Below are 21,136 nucleotides of genomic sequence, written 5' to 3' on the forward strand. Positions count from 1 at the left end.
TCGAGGGAATGCCGCAGGACGCGCTGGAACGCGGCGACGAGTATCTGCGCGACCACGACGGGGCCGGGATGGACGTCGCCCGGTCGGTGCTGGGCGAGCGTCCCGTGCCGGCGGCCGATCGGGGTCCGGCGCCGCGGGTGCAGGAGTCGTTGTGGGACCGGGTGACGGCGGCGGTGGCGGCGAACTACGAGGAAGCGGTCTGGGCTGAGGCCGCACGGCTGGGCCTTCCGGACGCGCTGAGCCGGCTGGACGGGCTGGGCAGCCCCGACGAGCAGGGCCGGCTGGCCGGCCAGGCGCAGGTGACGGAGTCCGCCGTGCTGCGGGATCTCGGCCTGGACCGTGCGGACATCGGTGTGGCATTGGCGCGGATCGAGGAGAGAGCGGGCACCGGATATGTGGACGAGCTGCGCTACCTGGCGAACGAACTGCTGCTGAGTGAACTTGAAGGTGCGGTGGAGGCGCGGGTTCGCGCGCCCTCGTTGTGGGACACGGTAGTGTCCGGAGTAGTCGCGGCGATGACCGTCCTTCCGATCGAGGAGGAGGCACGCGCGCTGCGCCGTGCGTTCACCGCGGTTCGTGATGCGGATGGTCCGTTACAGGATCTCATGCGGGAGTTCTGGGCGGAGCGGCGCGCGATGTCGTCGCGGTCGACGAGCGAGCCGTCCGCCGAGTCCCAAAGTCCGGAGCAGATCGAGAGCCTCCGTCGTGCTGCGGTGGTCCTGCTGGGCGAGATGCCGGACACGGTCGCCGGGGTGGGACCGGATGCGGCAGTGCAGCGGCTCATGTACGCGGAACTGGTCACGCTCCTCGCCGCAGAGCTCTCCCGGCGTAATTGGCGCGACGCTTGGCACGCGGTCGAGCCACTGCGCGAGGCAGCGGAACGGGCGCGAACCTGGACGCGGAACGGGCCGGTGCCCGCGCCCGACGGCGAGGGATGGAACGTGCCCGAGTCAGTGGCCGTGTCGCGGTGGCAGAGCGTGGCACTCGACGCGATCACCCGGGACCGGCAGGACTACTTCGAGTGGTACCAGAGGCGATGGAGGCGCTACGTCAAGTCGGGTACCCAGGAACTCGCTGGCATGGCCGAGGAGAAACGCGATCGGGTTCTGGCGGAGGCGCAGGATCTGCTGTTGGCTGCGGAGCCGTTGCTCGCCAGCAGTGCCGTGCCGCCCGGATCCGCGTGGGACGAGGCGGGCGATCCGACGCCGGGTGCGGCGTGGCGGCTGGCGGACGGCACGCTCGTGCCGGTGCGGGTGCGGCGGCTGGATCCCTATCGGCAGCCGGAGCTGGTGTGGGCAGTGGGAAAGCAGGGCGAAAGCCGGCTGCCGGTCGGGCTGGCCGGCGAAGACCGGGTGAAGCTGCTTTCGACCATGATGAAAGCGCTGGCACCCGCCATCGGCCAGCGAATGGACGCACGGAAATCCGAGGAGCGGATCACCGCCCAGATCAACTTCCGGATCGACCTTCTGCTGAACAGCATGCCAGGGCTGCCGGGCACCGGTTTCCGCGACCTCGACCTGACCGATCCGGTCAGGGTCGGTCAGGTCGAACTGCGATGGCAGGCCGAAACCGGCGTCTGGGCGGGCCAATCGGGACGGTATTCCATCGCCGAGCGACGCAGGCTGACGGAGAAAGCGCTGGAGCTGCTCGGCACGACCAGCGCGCAGGTGAGCCTCGCTCCGCCGCTGGAGGCCCGCGCTTGGGACGTGATGGCAAGGGCGCTGCTGCCGCTGGTGGCCCAGCGAGACCAGATCCGCTTCGACATGAGCGGGATGGAACGCTTGATCAACGACACGGTCAGGCGCCTCCTGACGGACGCGGTCCGGCTCATGGATCATCGGGCGGGCAGCGGCACGGCGGCGGAGTTCGAGCGGTATCTGGCTCCTCAGCGCGATGGCCTTCCTGAATATTTGGCCGCGTATCACGCGCTGGCTCCGGGCTATCAGGAGTCCGCTGCCGAGATTTCGACGGGCACGCTGGCGGATCGGGCGCGGGCAGCGACCCGATCGCTGGAACGAGACCCAGCGGGGGCGGTGTGGCGGTCGCGGGCGCGGGCGATGCTGCAGTGGTGGCCGCTGGAGTTCGCCAATGCTCGGCGGGCGCGGCGGGCGGCGGACTGGCACGGGTGGGCGGTGGAGCTGGTGGGGGAGGCGGGGCGGTCGGGAGGGGTGAAGGGGGCGGAGGAGGCGTTGGCGCGGTTGTCGTTGGATGCGTTGGACGCGGGTGTGTTGTCGGTGCATGAGCCGCGGGTGGTGGGCTGGTTCGCGCGGGCGTTGCGGGGGATGTCGGCCGGGGATGCTTTGTTCTGGCGGTATCGGGTGTTGGGGCGGGTGGTGCCGCCGGTGACGGCGTCGCGGGAGGAGTTGTGGCGGTTGGAGCCGGCGCATCAGGTGTATTTGGACGCGTTGGCGTTCATTGCGTCGCAGGACCGCTATCGGCAGGTCCATGCGCAGGTGGCGGCGTTTGTGCCGGCGTGGATCGCCGATCCCGAAGCGGTCGTTTCGCAGGTCCCGGCGACGGATCCGCAGTCGCGCGATGCCGCTCAGCGGGCGTTGGCCGGGTTGTTCGAGACGGCGATCGACAACGCGCCTGAGGAGGGTTCGGCGGCGGTCCCGGTTCATCCGGGGGGTTCCGGGGCGTGGTTGTGGCAGTTCGGGGTGGTGCGGGAGTCGTTGAACGGGCATCCGCGGGAGGCGTCGGTGTGGCGGGCGCGGGCAAGGCAGCTGTTGTCGGTGCGGCCGTTGGCGGAGGGCGATCCGGCGGCGGGGTTGTCGGCTCGGTTGTACGCGGGGTTGGTGGACCGGGTGGCGGAGGCTGGCCGGGTGTCGGGCGAGGCGGCCGCTGAGGAGATGCTGGCGCGGTTGTGGGTGGACGTGGTGGCGGCTGGTGCGGATTGGTATTTGGAGGGGACTCCGGAGCCGCGGGTGGTGGGGTGGCTCGCGTCGGCGTTGCGGGCGCTGCCGGTAGCGGAGCAGGAGCGGTGGCGGCGCGAGGTCGTGGAGTGGGTGCGGCCTCCGGAGGTGGCGTCGGCGGAAGAGCTGGTGCGGTTGGCGCCGGCGCACCAGGCGTATCTGGATGCGCTCGCTTTTGTTGCCTCGCAAGAAGGTTCGGGCGGGAGTTCGCTGGTGGCCCGGTTTGCGCCGGTGCGGATCGAGGACCCGGAGGAGGTCGCGGCGCAGGTGCCGGGCGTTGCTCCCGAGTCGAGGGATACCGCGCAGCGGGCGCTGGACGCGTTGTTCGCGGACGCTGTCGCCGCTCGCCGGGTGGGGAGTTCGGGCGACGCGGACCTGGTCGCGATGAACGACCTGCTGGTGGACGACATCCGGGTGAGCGACGTGGACTGGGTTCCGCTCGGTTCTGGCGGGGGATCGTTCGGGATGGCTTTCCCGCTCGACGGCGATGAAGAAAAAGTGATGCGGCGCTACGTTCCGGATCCGGGCGAGGACCGGTATTCCGTGGTGGCGCACCGCGGCGAGGCGGGCTACCGGGTCAAGGCCAAAGGCCGTGTGGTGGTGCTGGACAACGCGGCGCTGGGGAGGCTGTTCGCCGGGCTGGGCGTGCTGGCGGCGCAGGGGGCGCAGGCGGGTGTGGTGCTGGTGACGTGCCCGCGGTGGGCACGGCCGGAGATCGGCGTTCTGGAATCGAAGGTGCGCGAGTTGGGCTACCGCGGACCGGTCGGGCTGCGCGGGGCAGGCCCCCGGGCGGAGCTGTTGCCGGACGGGCGGGTCCGGGATCTGGCCGAGGACGGGACCCCGACTCCTGGCGGTGTCGTGCTCGGCGACCGTGCGCGGGGCTCGAGAACGAGAAAGGCGAGGGGCAGCGTCCGGTCGGGTGACAACGGCGGGGAGGGCTCGTCGCGGACGGGAGCCGGGTCGAAGCGAGACGCCGGCGCGGTGGGGCGTTCCGCGGCAGGTGCGCACAAGCGGACGCGCAGCGGCGTGGCGGCCGGACCGGAGGGTGGCGGCGCCGGCACAGCTGAGCCTGCGAGTTCCAGCGGCGGCGCGGCTGAGCCTGCGGCCGCCGAGGCGAGTGCGATCGAGTTTCGGCAGGTGTGGCGGGCCGACGCGAAGCCGGGCAAGGCGGGTCCGAACACAGTGGCGGGCGATGCCGCGTTGGCAGCGGCTATCGACGCGCTGGCCGTCCGGTTGATCGAAAGCGACCGGGACGGGTTGGCGTCTCCGCCGGTGCGCGCGGCGTTCCACGGCAAGGCGTCGAGTCTCACCGGCGGCATCCACGAGGCGTGGCAGGAGTTTTTCGCGGGAAGGATCGATGCGGCGCTGGAGACGAAGGGTTCGGCGTTGACGGTGGCCGGGCTGGGGCTGGTGGTCGATCTGGTGCGCCGTGCGAGCGGGAATGTCCAGTCGCCGTGGGTGGAATTGCTGGTGGACGGCAATCCGGGGGAGCCGATCGACCGGCTGCGGGCTGCGTCGTCGGTGGTGATGGAGCTGAATCCGGAGGCCCGGGTCCAGAGAGTGTGGTCGTCGTCCTGGGCGCGGTTGGTGCGGGCGGTGGAGGGGGCCGGGTATGAGGCGTTGGCCGTGTTGGCCTCGGGGGGTGATCCGCGGCTGGGGGAGGTGTCGGCGGTCGCGATGCGCTCCAACGGGCTGACGGCCGAGGCGAAAGCGCAGATGGAGGGCCAGCTGGGGGCGAAGGTGCGGTGGGGGCTGGAGAGGGTGCTGGCGGCGGCGCGGGAGGGGCGCGGGTTGCCAGGCGGGTTGTCGGCGGACCAGCTGCCGACCGTGGACGAGATGATGCCGTCTGTGCGGCTCTCGGTCAGGGCCACGAGGAAGGCCCGGGCCGCCGGCAGGGCCGTGCCGGACGAACGGGTGACGGTGGCGCTCTCCCGGAACGACCCGCCGGGCGAGGCCGATCCGGATGCCGAGGCGAGGGCGCTGGAGGAATTCTTCGCCGGGATGGCTGGCATGAGCTTGCTGGACAGCTCGCCCGCGGACCAGGGACCGTCTGCGGACCGGACCGGCGCGGGTTCCGGTTTGTGGGAAGGCGAGGTCAAGTACCAGGCGGTACGGGTTGCGGACACGGCCATCGCGAGCTTGCGGACGGCGGCGGGCCGGATCGCGGATCTAGTGGTCGACGCACGTGGGAAGGGACTGGAAGCGCCGGTGGTGCGTGCGGTGTTCTACGGCCCGGCGACCCAGCTGCATCACTCCATGCCGGCCGATTGGCGGACAGTGCTGACCGAGTTGGTGGACCAGGCGCTGGCGGAACGGTCGCCGGGACTGTCGGCTGCGGCGGCCGGGCTGGTGATCGAGTTGGCGAAGGCGGAGGGCAAGGACCACCCGGGTCCGGCACGGCTGGTGCTGGAAGCGGAGACGGGGTCGGCAAAACCGGTCGCGGGCCTCCGGGTGGCGTCGCCGGTGATACTGGAGGTCTTGTCCTCGACGTCGATGGAGGTCCGGGGGCTGTCGCTGGGGCGGGTGTTCTGGCGGTCAGAGGGGGCGGGGGCGGAGACCCTGGAGGCGTTTGCGGCCGGCGATGCCGAGGAGGCTCGGATGCCGGCGCTGACGGTGACGGTGATCCGGAATTACGACTTGACCGACAAGAAGCGGGCGGCGCTGATCGCACTGGCAGGTGCGCAGGTGCGGATGGGCGCGGCGCGGGCGCTGGCGGCGGCGCGGGCGCGGGCCGAGAGGGATCCGTCGTGGCTCTCGGCGGACAGGTTGCCCTCGCTGGACGATTTCGTTTCCGAGATCGAGACGAAATTCGTGCACCACTGGTCGAAGGCCGAGATGCACGCGGAGTTCGCTGAGGTGCCTGGCTCGAGCGATGCCGCGCCGGCCGCGGACCGGGAGCGGGCGGTCGAGGCGTTCTTCGGCGCAGCGCGCGACGCCGGCCTGACGGATACGGCTCTGGCGGAGGCGGGTGCAATTGCGGGCCGGAGCGACACGGAGCCGGCCAAGGCGGTTTTGAAGTCTTTCCCGTCCGAGGAGCCGGGCGCGGCGGCTCGGAACGCGGCAGCGGTGGCCAGGGACCCGGTAGCCATCGCCGCACACGCGGCGGCGATGGCCGAGCCGGAAGTGGTGTGGCAAGAGGTGTGGCGGGCAACGGCTCAGCCGATCAAGTCGGGGATGAAGTCGGTGGCCGACAACGAGGAGCTGGCGGCGGCGATCGACGCGCTGGCGGACGAGCTGATCGAGCGGGAGCAGGAGCAGCGGGAGCTGCCGCTGGTGAGTGTGGTGTGCTACGCCGCCAACGGAGTCCTGCTGAATGCGGACCTGCGGTGGCGGGGCTGGGTGGAGGGGATGATCGATGCGGCGTTGGTGCGGAAAGGACATCCGAGGCTGAGCGTGGCGGGCCTGGGGCTCTGGGTGGATTTGCGACGGGTGCCGCAGGACGACGGGCCGTCGCAAATGGCGCTGGAAGTCGGGGAGGCTCCACGGGAGTTGCTCGCGGCTCGGCGGACGACGACGTCGGTGCCATTGGGACGGGCTCCGGGGACACAGATCCGGATGTCGGCGTTTGCCTGGGTACGGTTGCTGCGGCGCGGAGAGGGCGCGGCGGTGGAGGGGCTGGCGGCGCTCTCGGAAACCGGAGACGCGCGGATGTCGCCGGTCAAGGTGACGATCACCCGCGGCGAGCCGTTCCCGGCAGCACGTGAGGCGGAGGTGGAGGCGCATTTCCGTAACGAGGTGCTCGGGCAAATGCGGTGGAGCGCGGAGCGGGTGCTGTCGGCCGCGAGGGTGAAGGCGGCGCGCGGCGACCTCGGGCCGGACCGGTCCGCGAGCTGGCTGCCCTCGGTCGAGGACATGCTGCCCGAGGTGCACATCCAGTTTGAGGTTGTCCCGGGCGTGGGGCGGACTGGAGTCCTGGCGGATATCCCACTGCGGGAAGGAACGCCGGCGAGGGTGGTGGAGGGGTTCTTCGCCGGGTTGGCGCCGAAGGATTTGCTGGGCGGGCGGCGGCCTGGTCTTCCGAAGGTGGTCCGGCGCGGTCTGCCGGGTGCGAAGGCGGCGGGGTTGGATCCGGCGGCCGATCGGCTGGCGGGGGAGTTCGAAGTGCGTTATCGGGAAGACGGTGGCCCGTGGTTGGGCGAGGACACGGTGGCGAGGGTGCGGGCGTTCGCTGTGCGGTGGGCGGCGCGGATGAAGGAGTTCGCGTTGCAAGAGAAGGAATTTCCGCAGACGCGGTTGCATGTTGACCAGCGGGGCGGGACAGCCGCGGACGGGGCCCGGTTGTTCGCGGAGGTCGAGGGCATTCTTATGGACGAGGCCGGGCGGCTGCTGAGGGAGATCCGGGCGGGACTGGGCCGTCCTGCGGTGACGCTGGCTGATCTCGGGCTGGGGATCACGCGAGGCTGGCGGCAGAGCCGGAGGACGAGCGAGACCAATATCGATAACGACGTCGAGGCGGCGTCGTTCCGGATCGCGACCTTCGCGGCGTCCGGGCTGACACACGCGGACCTGGCGGAGTTGCGGGAAACCCCGCTGTACACGGGGTACGGCGCCGGCATCCGGTCCGAGCTGACGCCGTTCGAGCTGTTCCGGGTGCGGCGGATGGCGTCGGGGTTCGCACGCCGGCTCTACCGGGACGGCCAGATGGACCGTTTGGTGCTCGAGCAGAAGGCAGGGGCGGCGGCGAACTGGGCGACCTCGCGGCGCCGGATCGCGGTGCTGAGGGTGGTCGAGGAGGAGGTCCGGGAGGCGTATCGGGAGTTCGGGCGACGGGTGCCGTCGAGTGTGCGGGTGCCGGTGGCCACTGTCATGCGGGATCACGTGCGGTTCGCTACGACCGTCTTCGAGGGACCGGGGTCCGCACGGATGCTGGTGGTATCCCCGGACGTGCCCGGTAGCCCGGAGGCGGCCCCGGACGCGCCTGGCTCTCCGGAGACGGCCCCGGACGCGCCTGGCTCGCCGGAAGCGCCGGACGAGCAGCCGCTCGCCTTGGACGACGCGGAGTTCGAGGAGTTGCTGCGCGCTGGTCTGGCTGCCGGCGGTGGGATGGCGGAAGAGGACCGCGATGTAGGGATGTCGGGGACAGACGCCCCAGCGCTGGCGCCGTACTGGGAGGGCCAGGAGCTGGACTGGGATGTCGTGCACGGGACAGGCGCGGATTCGTCGGCGGAGTTGTTCGGACCGGCCGACCGGGTGTCGTACGAGGAGTTCCTGGCTGACGAGCTCCCGGTCGACGAGTTTCTGGCTGGTACGGAGGATCTCTACGGGGCTGACGGGTTCGAGTGGGATCAGTGGGATATGCCGGGTGATCCGTTGGCGGAGCCGGGCCGGCTGGGGGACGAGCCAGCGGACGAGCCTGGCGTGCACGGGTTGGCGGAGCTGCTGGCGGGGCGGGAGTGGCGTGGTGCGCAGACGGTGGAGACGGAGGTGGACGGGGCGGGGGTGGTGCGGGTGGTGAAGGTGGATTTGACAGACGGTGCGGGGGTGGTGCGGGGAGTGTTCTTCCCTGCGTGGCAGGAGGTGGTGTCGGGCAGGGCACAGAAGGCGGCGGAGTGGTTCCGGCGGTTCGTGCCGGGGGGCGCTGATTTCACGGTGGCGCTGCATCCGTTTACCGATGTGTGGGGCTCGGCGACGGGTTATGCGGTGACGGATGTCTCGAGCGGTGCGCCGGTGTCGGTCGATGTGCGGGAGCAAGGCGTGTTCGCGTTGAAGGACGCGGCGGACACGATGAGCCTGGCGGCGCAGGGGACGCGGCCGTTGGTGTTGCTGGCGATGTGCGGGGCGGTGCAGGGCGAGGAGCCGTTGCTGGCGCGCCTGCAGAGGTTCGCTGACGGCCCGGGTGGCGGGGAACGGGTGGCGGGGGTGAGCGGGTTGCTGAAGCTGGGGCCGCGGGGATGGCGGTCGCAGCCGCGTGGTCCGGTGCTGGAGACCCGCCCGGACGGCGGGCTGGCCGGGTCCGCTGTGCGGTTGCCGGGTCCGCCGGACGACGGGATGTCGTTCGAGGACGAGGACGGCGTCACGCTCGGCGACGACCGGGTGGCCGGTGGCGGCGGGGGGAAGCGAGAAGCGGGCGCAGCGGGGCCTTCTGAGGACGAAAGTCCGATTCCGAGGTCGCCGTCCGATGACGGAACGCTGGCTTCGGAGTCTTCGGAGGAGGAGGGGCTGCTGCCGGAGGAGGCTCTGGTGCGGTCATTGTTCGGGCCGTTGGCTGAGGGGGGCCGGTCCGAGCTGGCCGGGCGCGTGATGACGGCGCATGCGGAAGCGTTGCGCGAGTGGGCGGGGGCGCCGCTGGGAGAGGGGGAAGGACGGGCGGAGTTCGAGCGGATCTGGGGCGGTTCGGTCCTGGCGGGGTTGCGTGCTGAGCTGCAAGAGGAGGTCGATGTCGAGCGCGTCCGGAGCGGGCAGGCACCGCCGCGGGCGTCGGAGAACGCGGCGGCGGCGATGCGGGACTGGTCGGTGTGGCGGCTGGACCTGGCGCGGGTCGCGGAGTCGGTGTCGCCGATGAGCGGGCAGGAGCTGGCTCGGATGACCGACATCATGTTGCCGGGCATGGTTCCGGCGGACAGCGCGGACGTGTTCTCGGCGGGGGAGGCGCGACTGCTGGCGGACCTGATGAGCGTGGTCGCGGCGCGCTACCCGGAGCGGCTGGCGGATCCGGCGGAGGCCAGGCAGCTGGCCGGCCGGATGTGGGAGGAGTTTTCGGCGCTGGGACGGGAAGCGGATTTCCCGGCGAGCGTTGCGCTGGACCGGGCGTTCGCGTCTCGGTGGACCGAAGCGTACGAGCTGTCATCGCACGACATCGGTCTCGCGTCGGCGGAGACGGAGGCGTGGCAGGCCGCCACGGAGGTGGTGCGGGCCGCGCTGGGTTCGGACGCGGCGTCGAAGTCCGCCGGGATGTTGATCTCGTTGCACGCTGTCGAGGCGGACAATTGGCTGCTGACCTACGGCGAAGACGACGATGCCCAGCGTGCGGACCGGTTCGAGGCATGGTGGTCCAAGCCGGAGCTGGTCGAGATGCGGGAGGCATGGGAGGTGGCGCTGCCGTTCGCGCCGGCTTCGACGCTGCGGATGTTCCATGAACTGTTCCCGATGTGGCGATTGTATCTGGACGGGACAGCACGGAACCTGCTGCCGGGCACGGTGGTCCCAGCCGCGCCCCTGCGAGCGAAAGCGTCTGACGCGCTGGGCACGCCTGTCGAGCTGAAGGGGCAGGCCATGCTGTTGCAGATGCGGCTGCGGCAGGCTCTGCTGGATCGGATCGCGTATCACGAGGCGCTGCGGTCGGAGGCAGAGGCGCGCGGCGATGGTGCCCGGTCGGCGGTGGAGAAGGACGACATCGATGCTGCGCAGCGTGCGTCGAGGGAGCTGGTGCGGGACGCCGACCGGATCCGCACGCTGCAGGAACAGGGACATGAATTCGAGGATGAGCTGGAGGATGAGCTGGCGGCCTGGCAAGAACGGGTTCGCCAGGCGGAACGGGCCCGGATCGTGCCGCGTCTGGTGCTGCGGACCTTGGCGCATCCGCAGCGGGCCCGGATACGGGAGCTGCTGATCGGCGAACTGGCCGGACTGGCCCCTGGCCCGTATTCGCCGGTCGAGGACCGGCTGATCGACGACGCGGTCGGGGTGTTCTCGGCGGCCTGCGGCCAAAAGGATGCCCTGCCGCCGAGCATCGAGGGGGCGGCGTGGCGATTTGCTGCGGAATTCGCCGCGTTGCGGCAGGCGGGTGACCCGCCGCCAGAGCTGGCCCGGGTGCTGGCGGAGCGGGCCGCGCATGCGCAGCACCAGCGTGCTGAGAAGGCAGGGACGCCGTCGCCGTTCGGGACCAGCGACGACTTCCTTCCTCCCGCGCCTCGAAGGGACTGGCCGAGTCAGACGGCAGACCGCACGGACAAGATCGAACGAGTGCGCAAGCGGGCGGGGGACAGGTTGAGCGTCTGGCTCGGTCAGTTGTCTGCGGATGCGGTTGCCGAGCAACTGGGGCGGGCCGAGACGGTGTTCGGGTCGGTCGAGGGGTTGCGGGGCCTGCCGCGGGACTTCGCCGAAGAGGTGCTGCTGGCGCATATGGCGGTCGTCGACGCCGAGCGGCGGCACAGCCCGAGCGCGTTGATCCAGCAGTTCCTGATCGAGAACGCCTGGGCTGACCCGTTCCTGACGGATCTGCGCACGGTGGCGGGCCAGACGTTGGGCCCGGACCTGGCGGCCACGGACCTGGCGATCGAGACGAGCCGCTGGATATGGCGCCATGAAATCGAGGCTGCGCGAGCAGAGGCGGCTGTTGCGGCGGCGCAGTGGCGGCGGGACGCGGCCCACCAGGCGCTGGGCTGGCCGCTCGGGATGATCGGGGAGGGCGTAGAGACCGCCGCGGCGGCGCGGGCGCGGGCGTTGTACGAGGAGCTGGTCGATGCAGTCGCGGCCGGGACATGGCTGCGGAAGGAGCGGCCGGGATGGGAGCGGAGTCAATACCAGGCCCAGTGGACGGCGTGGCTGATGGCCGGGTTCAAGGGGCTGTTGTCGGCGCGGGCGTTCGAGGCTTCCGAGGATCAGCGGGTCAGTGATTTCCGCGCACGGGTCGCGGGCGATTTCCGGCAGCGGTTCGGGGCCGAGCCGCCCGCGCCGGGACAGGGAGTGACCGCAGAGAAGATGCGGCAGGCATGGGTCATGCGAGGCCGGAAGCTCTTGGGGAACGGGTTGTTCGCCGGCCGTCACGGTGCCGAGTTGGATCATCTGGATGAGCTGGCCCTGGTGGCTGGGCGCTACGACGCCGGGGTGTCGACGGTGCGGGCCCGAGCCGAGTCCGCGGCGCGCGAATGGGCGCAGGCCGGTCAGGCGGCGGTTCAGCCGGACCGGCTGCGGCTGGAGCGCGAAGCGTTGCGGTTGGCGGACAGGATGCTGGGCGAGGCGGGCCGGAGTGCTGTGGATGCTGGGCGACTGGGGCGAGTGGCGAGGGCGGTGAGCGAGAGCACTGCGGCTGCGCAGTGGCTGGCGAGGGTTGCGGGGGAGGAGGGCAGCGGGGCTGGGCTCGCGAAACAGATCAAACTGGCGAGGGCGAGGCTGTGGCCTGCCGAGCTGACGGCCGCCGCGGACGATCAGGCCACGAGCGGCTCGATGCCGGACCAGGCGCTGCAGGCGCAGTGGATCGCAGAGGGCGAGCGCGTGCTGGGCGATCTAGAGATGGCAGAGCTGCTGACTCCGTGGCGGTATTGGCTGGCGTCGCGGCTGGACGACCTTCCCGGCGCGGATTGGCTGCTGACGGTCCTGGCGCAGCTGCCCGATGCACTCTCGGAGGCGGTGGCAGCTCTGGAAGCGCTTGAAGCGGCCTCGACCGGCACGGAAGAGGACGTGGAACTGAGCCAGTTTTGGGAGGCGACCGGACAGCGCGCGGCCGGGGGCGGGCTGAGCCGGGGAGCGGCCCGGCTGACCGGATACCGGGCTGTGCACTATCTCGCATCGGCACGGCCCGCCGAGATGGTCGAGAAGCTCGCCGACGCCGCTTCCCGGCTCCGGAAAGGCCGGTTCGACCCGCCGCCGAAACGGGTGATCACCATGCTGAACCCGCCTCCGGCTGAGGATCTGCCGGAGCTTGCCGACTCCTACCGCTGGAACAGCACAGTCTGGGACCTCCAGGCGGAGTCCGATGATGATGATGACTTCGATCTCGGCTTGGCGAACTCCGAGTCGGATTTGAGCGTCGACGAGTCCACTAGCTCGGACGATTCCGGCAGCCTCGCGGGTTCAGCCGATGGTTCCGGCTCCGATCCGCGGAACAGTGCCCGGCCGGCCAGCCCCGAATCGATACGATCGGAAGCCAGCGATTACAGTGCCGCCCCAGCGCAGTCGCAGACAGACGACGAATACGCGGGGATTCCGCAGGCCACGCTGGAACTGGGCGACGACTATCTGCGAGCCGGGGGCGGGGCCGGGATGGACGTGGCGCGGTCGGTGCTGGGGCCGCGGCCGGTGCCGATGCCTGACCGGGGACCGGCACCGCAGGAACAGGAGCGGTTGTGGGACCGGCTGGCGGCCGCGGTGGCGGACCGGTTCGAGGACGCGATCATGGAGGCTTCGGAGCGACTCGGTCTCGAGGACGCGCTGGCGACAGTGGGCGGTCCGGGTCTCTCGGATAAGCACGGCCGGCCTCGCGGGCGGACACCGGCCGAGGAGTTCGAGATGCTGCGAGCGCTCGGGCTGGACGGCCGCGCGACTTCGGCGGCGCTGGAGCGGCTCGTGGAGCGGGAGAGCCCGGAGTACGTGCTGGAGCTGCGCCATGCGGCGAACGAGGTGTTGCTGAGCGGTTTCGAGCATGCGTCGGCGGTGCGGGTGATGTCTCCCTCGGTGTGGGAGGCGGTGGTGTCCGGCGTCGTCGCGGAGATGGACGTCCACTCCATCGAGGAGCAGGCGCGCGCGCTGCGCCGCGGCTTCGACGCGGTGCACACGGCTGATGGCCCGCTGCAGGAGCTGGTGCGGAAGTTCGAAGCGGACCGGGATCTGATCGAGGCGTCCAAGACGGCGTTGTCTGAGGTGGAGGCGCAGCAGGGCTTGGAGCTGGCGGCGGGGCTGCGCCATGCGGCGGTGGCGCTGTTGGGCGAGATGCCGGATGTGATCCCGGGCGTGGGCGCGGACGCGGCGACGCAGCGGAAGATGTATTCCGATCTGGTCGCGGTCGTGGGGGCGCGCCTGGCTGCGGGAGACAGCCGGGATTCGGCGTGGCGATTCAGCGAGGAGGTCCGCGCCGCAGCGGAACGAGTTCGGACCTGGACGAGGAACGGGCCGGTGCCCACGCCGCCCGGCGAGGGATGGGACGTGTCCGAGGCGGTGGCGCAGTCGCGGTGGGCGAGCGTGGGGTTCGCCCGGATCGCCGAGGATTTGTTGGGGAGGTTCCATATCCAGCGGTCGCGTTGGCGCAAGAGGATCGCCCGCAGAGAGGCGGAACTGCGAGGCGTGGCCGAGGAAACCCGCGATCGGGCCCTGGCGGAGGCGCGGAGCATGTTGCTGGCGGCGGAGCCGCGGTTGGCGGGCGCGGCGGTCGCGCCTTCCTTGCCGTGGGACCGCAAGGGCAATCCGGTGCCGGGGGTGGCGTGGCGGTTGACGGACGGCACGCTGGCTCCGGTGCTGGCGCGGGGGCTGGATCCCCATCTGCCGCCGCTGGCATGGGCGGACGAGGCAGGGGAGGACACCGGCAGCGCCGGGCTGCTCGAACGACCCAAGCCGCCGGCGTGGCCGTGGGACCGCGACGGGAATCCGGTGCCGGGGGTGGCGTGGCGGTTGGCAGACGGCACGCTGGCTCCGGTGCTGGCGCGGGGGCTGGATCCGCATCAGCCGCCGGAGACGGTGTGGGCGCTGGGCGAGCGGGGCGAGAGCCGGCTACCGGTCGGGCTGGACGGCGAGAACCTGGAACAGCTGCTCTCGGACATGGCGAAGATGATCCAGCGCGGCGTCGTCCAGTTGATGAATGCGCGCGAGACAGAGGAGCGGCTCACCGCGGAGATCGACGAGCGGGTCCGGCAGTTGCTCGAAGGCCGCGACGGGCAGCGGGGCACCGGATTCCGCGACATCGATTTGACCGACAAGGCCGACGTCGCCCGTTTCGAGCAGGAATGGCAGGCCGAACGCAGTGACTTCCCCGACGTGGCTAGCAGGCTCTCCGAGGACGAGCAGGACGAACTGGTGGACCAGGCGCTGGGCCTGCTCGGCACGACCCGCAGTGCCGCGGAGAATGCTACGCCGCTGGCTGCGCAGGCATGGATCGGGACGGCGGCCGCGCTGGCACCACTGCTGGCGAAGAGAAATCAAATCCGCTTCGACCAGCGCGGGATGACCAGCTCGACTGCCGGGACGGTCAGCAAACTTCTGCGGGACGCTGCGCCGCTGCTCGATCATCGTGCCGGGTCGGGCACGGAAGCGGAGTTCGTGCGCTATCTCTTTGCCAGGCACAGCGGCCTGCCGGAATATGTGGAGACGGAGCGGTCGCGGGTTCCGGGTTATCGGGAGTCTGTCGCCGGGGTTTCGTCGGGTGCGCTGGCGGATCGGGCGGGGGCGGCGGGTCGGTTGTTGGACGGGGATCCGGTGCGGGCGGCGGTGTGGCGGTCGCGGGCGCGGGGAATGTTGGGGTGGTGGCCGTTGGAGTTCGGGGATCGCCGGCAGGCGGCGCTGGCGGCGCAGTGGCATGGGTGGGCTGTCGAGCTGGTGGCTGAGGCGGGGCGGTCGGCGGGGGAGAAGGGGGCGGAGGAGGCGTTGGCGCGGTTGTCATTGGATGCGTTGGACGCGGGTGTGTTGTCGGTGCACGAGCCGCGGGTGGTGGGCTGGTTCGCTCGGGCGTTGCGGGTGTTGCCGGCCGAGGACGCGTTGTTCTGGCGGTTTCGGGTGCTGGGGCGGGTGATGCCGCCGGCGGCGGCGCGGGAAGAGTTCTGGCGGCTAGAGCCGGCGTATCAGGTGTATTTGGACGCGTTGGCGTTCATTGCGTCCCAGGACCGGTACCAGCAGGTGCATGCGCAGGTGGCGGCATTCGTTCCGGCACGGATCGCCGATCCCGATGCGATCGCCGCGGAGGTGCCGGCGACGCATCCGGGCTCGCGTGACGCCGCTCAGTGGGCGTTGGCCGGGGCGATGAGCGATCTGCTGGTGGGCGACGTTCGGGTGGGCGACGTGGACTGGGTTCCGCTGGGTCTTGCCGGGGCGTCGTACGGGATGGCTTTCCCGCTGGACGAGGACGAAAGAAAGGCGATGCGGCGTTACGTTCCGGGGCCCGGGGAGGTCCGGTATTCGGTGGTGTTGCACCGCGGCCGGGCGGGCTATCGGGTGAAGGCGAAGGGCCGTGTCGTGGTGCTGGACGAGGCGGGCTTGGGGAAGCTGCTCGTGGGGCTGGGTGCGATGGCGGGGCAGCGTGCGCAAGAGGGCGTGGTGTTGGTGACTTGTCCGGGGTGGGCGCGGTCTGGGATGGGTGCGCTGGAGTCGAGTGTGCGGGAGTTGGGCTACGACGGTCCGGTTGGGCTGTACGGGACGGGATTGCGGGCGGAACTGCTGCCGAGCGGGCAGGTCCGGGACCTCGCCGTCGATGACACCCCGACCCCGGGCAGCATCGTGCTCGGCGACAACCCGGCAGGCAGCGGCACGACAAGGGCCGCAGCCGGTGCCGGCGGGGAGGGTTCGGCGAGGTTGGGTGGCGGGCCGAAACGGGACGCGAGCACGCTGGGGGATTCTGCCGGGGCTGGCGTGCACAAGCGGTCGCGCACTGACGCGGTGCGCGGCGACGGTGGGGTCGGTGCGGCACGCTTGGCGGATGTTGGCGCGGGCGGGCTGCGGCAGATGTGGCGGGCTGAGGCGAAGCCGGGCAAAAAGGGCTCGAACGCGGTGGCAGGCGACGAAAGGCTGGCAAGGAAGATCGACGTGCTGGCGGACGAGCTGATCGAGCGAGACGAGCAGGGGCGGGAGTCGCCGCCGGTGCGCGCGGTGTTCCACGCCAAGGAGTCGAGCCTGACCCGCGGTGTCCAGGAGGAGTGGCGGACGTTCTTCGAGGGCAGGATCGATGCGGCGCTGAAGGCGAAGGGTTCGGGGTTGCGGGTTGCGGGGTTGGGGGTGGCGGTCGATCTGGTGCGGAGGGCGAGCGCGGATGTCGCGGAGCCGTGGGTGGAGTTGTTGGCGGGGGACGGCCCGGGCGAGCGGATTGCCGGGTTGCGGGCGGCGTCGTCGGTGGTGATGGAGATGGAGCTGGAGTCCAGGGTCGGGCGGGTGTGGTCGTCGTCGTGGGCGCGGTTGATCCGGGCGGTGGAGGGTGCCGGGTACGAGGCATTGGCGGCGTTGGCGGCGGGCGGCGATCCTCGGCTGCCGGACATATCCGCAGTCGCCGTGCGGTCCAACGGAATGACTGCCGAGGTGAAAACGCAGTTGCAGGGCCAGTTGGAGACCCGGGTGCGGTGGGGTCTGGAGCGGGTGCTGGCGGCTGCGCGGGAGGCAATACGGGCGGGGAGGCCGTTGCCGGGCGGGTTGTCGGCGGACCGGCTGCCCAGCGTGGAGCAGATGATGCCGACGGCGCAGATCACCGCCAAGTTCATCAGTAAGGCCAGGGCCAAGGCAGGCGAGGTTGTCGACGGCGCGCGGGTGACGGTGGCGTTGCCCTGGCGCGGTGCCCCCCGGACGGCTGTCCCCGCCGCGGACGGACGAGCGCTGGAGGAGTTCTTCGCAGGGGTAGCCGGGATGGGCTTGCTGGAGGGGACGGCCTCGGCTGCTGCAGCGCAGCAGAGACGGCAGGCTGCCCGGACTGCCGGGGGTTCTGTCGTGTGGGAAGGCAAGGTCAAGCTTGGGACGGCGAGTGTTGTCGGCAAAGACAGGGCAGGTTCGCGGTCGGCGGCGGACCGGATCGCGGGGATGGTGATCGATGCGCGAGGGAAGGGACGGGAGGCACCGGTTCTGCGTGCGGTGTTCCACGGCACGCAGAACCAGCTGAAGCACCTCATGGCGGGGAGCTGGCGTGAGGCGCTGACAGAGCTGACGGAGCTTCTGGATGCTGCGCTGAGGGAGCGGTCGCCGGGATTGACGGCCGGGTCGGCGGGGCTGGTGATCGATCTGGTCAAGGCGGAGGAGAAGGGCCGTGAGGGGCCGCTGCGGCTGACAGTGGAGGCGGAGGCGGGGCCGGGGGAGCGGGTGGCGGGGTTGCGGGTGTCGTCGCGGGTGGCGTTGGAGACGGTGTCCGACGTGACGATGCAGGTGCGGGGATTGTCGTTGGGGCGGATGATGTGGCGGTCGGAGGGGGCGGGAGCGGAGGTGCTGGAGGCGTTCGCGGCCGGTCGTGTCGGGGAGGCGCGGATGCCGGCGTTGACGGTGATGGTGGTGCGGCGCAACGACCTGCCCGAGAAGCGGCGGGAAGCGTTGGCGGCGGAGGTGGGGCGGCAGGTGCGGTTGGGTGCGGCGCGGGCGCTGGCGGCGGCGCGGGCGCGGGCGGAGCAGGACCCGTCCTGGCTGTCGGCAGACCGGCTGCCCTCGCTGGAGGCTTTCGTGCCCGAGGTCAGGCTGGACTTCGTGCCGGTGAAGGCGAAGGCTGCGACATGGGCGGAGTTCGCCGAGCTGCCGGGCGCGGGCGGCGCGGAGGAGGGCGTGGTGTCGGTCGCGGATCGGGAACAGGCGGTGGCGGCGTTCTTTGCGGCGGCGCGCGCCGCTGGGCTGACGGACGCGATGCTGGCAGAGGCAGGCGCGGATCCGGCCAGAGCGGGTTTGACGTCGTTCACACCTGGAGAGCCGGTGATTCGTGACGAGGTGATGCGGCGGGACGAGCGGCGGGAGCTGTGGCGAGCGGAGGCGGAACCGACCAAGGCGGGGGTGAAGTCGGTTGCGGGCAGCGCGGAGCTGACGAAGGCGATCGGCGCGCTGGCGGCCGAGTTGATCGAGCGAGACGAGCAGGGGCGGGAGTCGCCGCCGGTGAGCCTGGTGTGCCACGGCACCGGGGCCGTGGTGAAGAAGGCGGTCGAGGCGTGGCAGGACCTGGTGGAGGAGATGCTCGATGTGGCGCTGGCGGCGAAGGGGCGTCCGGGGCTGAGCGTCGCAGGTCTGGGGTTGTGGGTCGAGTTGCGGCGGGAACTGCGAGGCGGTGCGTCGGAGATGGGGTTGGAGGTCGGCGAGGGGCGGCGGGAGCTGCTGGCAGACCTGCGGATGGTGCCGTCGGCGCCGTTGCGGCTGGTGCCGGGGAATCTGATCCGGGTGTCGGCGTTTTCCTGGGCGCGGTTGCTGCGGCGGGGGGAGGGCGCTGCGGCGGAGGCGCTGGCGGCGTTCGCGGCCGGCGGGACCGCGCGGATGGAGCCGGTGACGGTTACGGTCACGGTGACCCGCAGTGCGCAGTCGGCGGTGCGCGTGGCCGGGGTGGAGGCGGAGCTGCGCCGCGAGGTGCTGGAGCAGTTGCGGTGGAGCGCGGAGCGGGTGCTGGCGGGGGCGAAGGCCCGGGCGGGGCGCGGGGACCGGTGGCAGGGCCTGTCCGCGGACCGGCTGCCCTCGGTGGAGGACATGCTGCCGGAGGTGGAGGTCCGGTACGAGACCCACTCGGACAGGGGCACAGCCAGAGTGCGGGCGGATATCCCAGGGCTGGGCGGAACTCCTGCGGGAGCGGCGCGGGGGGTTGTGGAGGATTTCTTCGCCGGGTTGAGGGCGGGGGATCTGTTGTGCGGGGGGCGTCCCGGCCTGCCGGCGGGGGTCCGGCCGGTCTCCCGGCTGGAGGTGTCGGGTTCGAGGCCGGTGGGGTTGGATCCGGTGGGTGAGGTGCGGGGGGTGTTCGCTGCGGATTATCGCGGGGACAGTGATCCGTGGTTGGAGGGCGAGACGCTGGCGCGGGTGCGGGGGTATGCGGTGAGGTGGGCGGTGCGGATGAAGGAGTTCGCGGTGCGGGGCGAGGAGTTCCCGCAGACGCGGTTGCACGTCCGGCAGAAGGGCGGGACGAAGGCGGACGGCGGGCGGTTGTTCGCGGCGGTGGAGGGGATCTTGTGGGAGGAGGCAGAGCGCGAGCTGGGGGAGTTCCGGCGGGCGTTGCGCGGGCAGGCGGGGCTGGGCCAGCGGGAGGTGACACTGGCGGATCTGGGGCTGGGGATTACCCGGGCCTGGGGTCCGGACAGGAGCCGGAGCGAGTTCAATTTCGAGAATCGCGTGGAGGCGGCGTCGTTCCGGATCGCGACGCTGGCGGCGTCGGGGTACACGCTCGAGGAGCTGGCGGCGCTGCGGGAGACGCCGCTCTACACAGGGGTCGGGGCCAGTCTCCGGTCGGCGTTGACGCCGTTCGATCTGTTCCGGGTGCAGCGGATGGCGGCGGGGTTCGCGGACCGGCTCTACCGGGACGGCCAGGTCGACAGCTTGCTGCTCGAGTCGAAGCGCGGGGCGGCGTCGAAACGGGCGGCCCCACTGAGGTGGGCGGTGGTGCACAAGGTGGTCGAGGCGGAGGTTCGGCGGGCGTTCTCGGAGTTCGGGAGACGGGTGCCGTCGAGTGAGCGGGTGCCGGTGGATGTCGTCATGAGACGCTATGTGCGCTCCGCGGTGGCTGCGTTCGAAGGGCCGGAGTCTGCGCGGTTGCGGGTGGTGCCGGAGGATGCGCCCGGTTCCCCGGCGACGCTGGACGAGCACCCGCTGGACCGGGGCGGCCCCGGGCCGTCGAGCCGGGTCGAGGAGCTGGTGGAGGACGGCGACAAGAAGATGGGCGGGACGGACGCGCTGGCAACGTACGGGGAAGGCCAGAACCTGGATACGGATCTGCTGAACGAGGGGCAGTGGCTGGACTGGCATGCGCTGGGGGGGTTGCCTGGCCAGGGCGAGGCGGGGCCGGCGGAGGGGATGCCGTACGAGGAGTTCCCGGCCGGCGAGTTCCTGGCTGGTGCGGACGATCTCTACGGCGCTGACGGGTTCGACTTCATGGCCGCGGACGGGTTTGACTGGGATCAGTGGGCAGGGCCGGATGATCCGATGCTCAGTCTGGAGGAGCTCGGCTGGGACCGGACCGGTCTCACTCCGCCTCGCGGAGAGGACTCTGACGACGCGGAAGCCGACGCCGATCCTCCCCCTGTTCGCTGAACAGCTCCCGGAACTGGGCCGCCAGCAGGGTCCCGGCGGATCGCTCGGCCAGCCGGTCGCCGGAGCCGCTCCGCAGGTTCGGCCCGATGATGACCGAGCTGCGCGCTGCGGGCGTCGGGGACCACGGCATGGTGTTCTCGAGCGGCGCCCGCCCGGCTGCTGTACGCATAACGGCTATGCACCCGAGCTGAGGCGCCGTCGCAGCGAGGGCACCGCGCACTTCGCGTCGCCGAGCAGGCCCGGATGCAGACCTGGTCTGCCTCACGCTCCATCTTCTCAACAATCACCTCGGTCAGATGCGGCATCAAGACCGCAATGACATCACGATTCATTGTCGCATATAAGGATCCCAGCAATTCATCTGTCCACTATGGACGACACGCCGACCATGGATCACGCAAAGTGCGCCAGAACCGCTCAGAGAACTGGCCGGAGTTGCGTGCGGGCCGGCCCGGCGGACGGACCCCGGGCCGACCAGACGGAAGCGATGGCGACTGGTCCGGACAAGAAACAGGACACCGGCTCGGGCGGGCGTGGCACGTGCCTGCCCGAGGTCTGCGTGCTCCGGCGGGGACAATGCGTGGCCTGAAGGATACAAATCCACGGCAGAAGAACTAAAGAGCCGAATTTGATGTGAGCAAATTGCAGACAGTGCTGGCTGAGTGGGGATTCCGGACTGCTTCCGTGGC

General features: G+C 71.1%; 1 protein-coding gene (running past one end of the window). It reads left to right on the top strand.

All coding sequences use genetic code 11. From position 1 onward, the window contains the following. Window positions 1–20,447, top strand: partial view of a hypothetical protein gene (locus tag ACFXI3_RS14830; RefSeq protein WP_378399910.1) — the final stretch only. 36,871 nt of this gene lie to the left of the window's left edge; 20,447 of the gene's 57,318 nt are visible here — the last part of the coding sequence; its start codon lies off the left edge, out of view; it ends in the stop codon at window positions 20,445–20,447. Window positions 20,448–21,136 lie beyond the last annotated feature (689 nt).

It is taken from the genome of Amycolatopsis sp. NPDC059235 (assembly GCF_042754125.1).
GTDB lineage: Bacteria > Actinomycetota > Actinomycetes > Mycobacteriales > Pseudonocardiaceae > Amycolatopsis > Amycolatopsis albidoflava.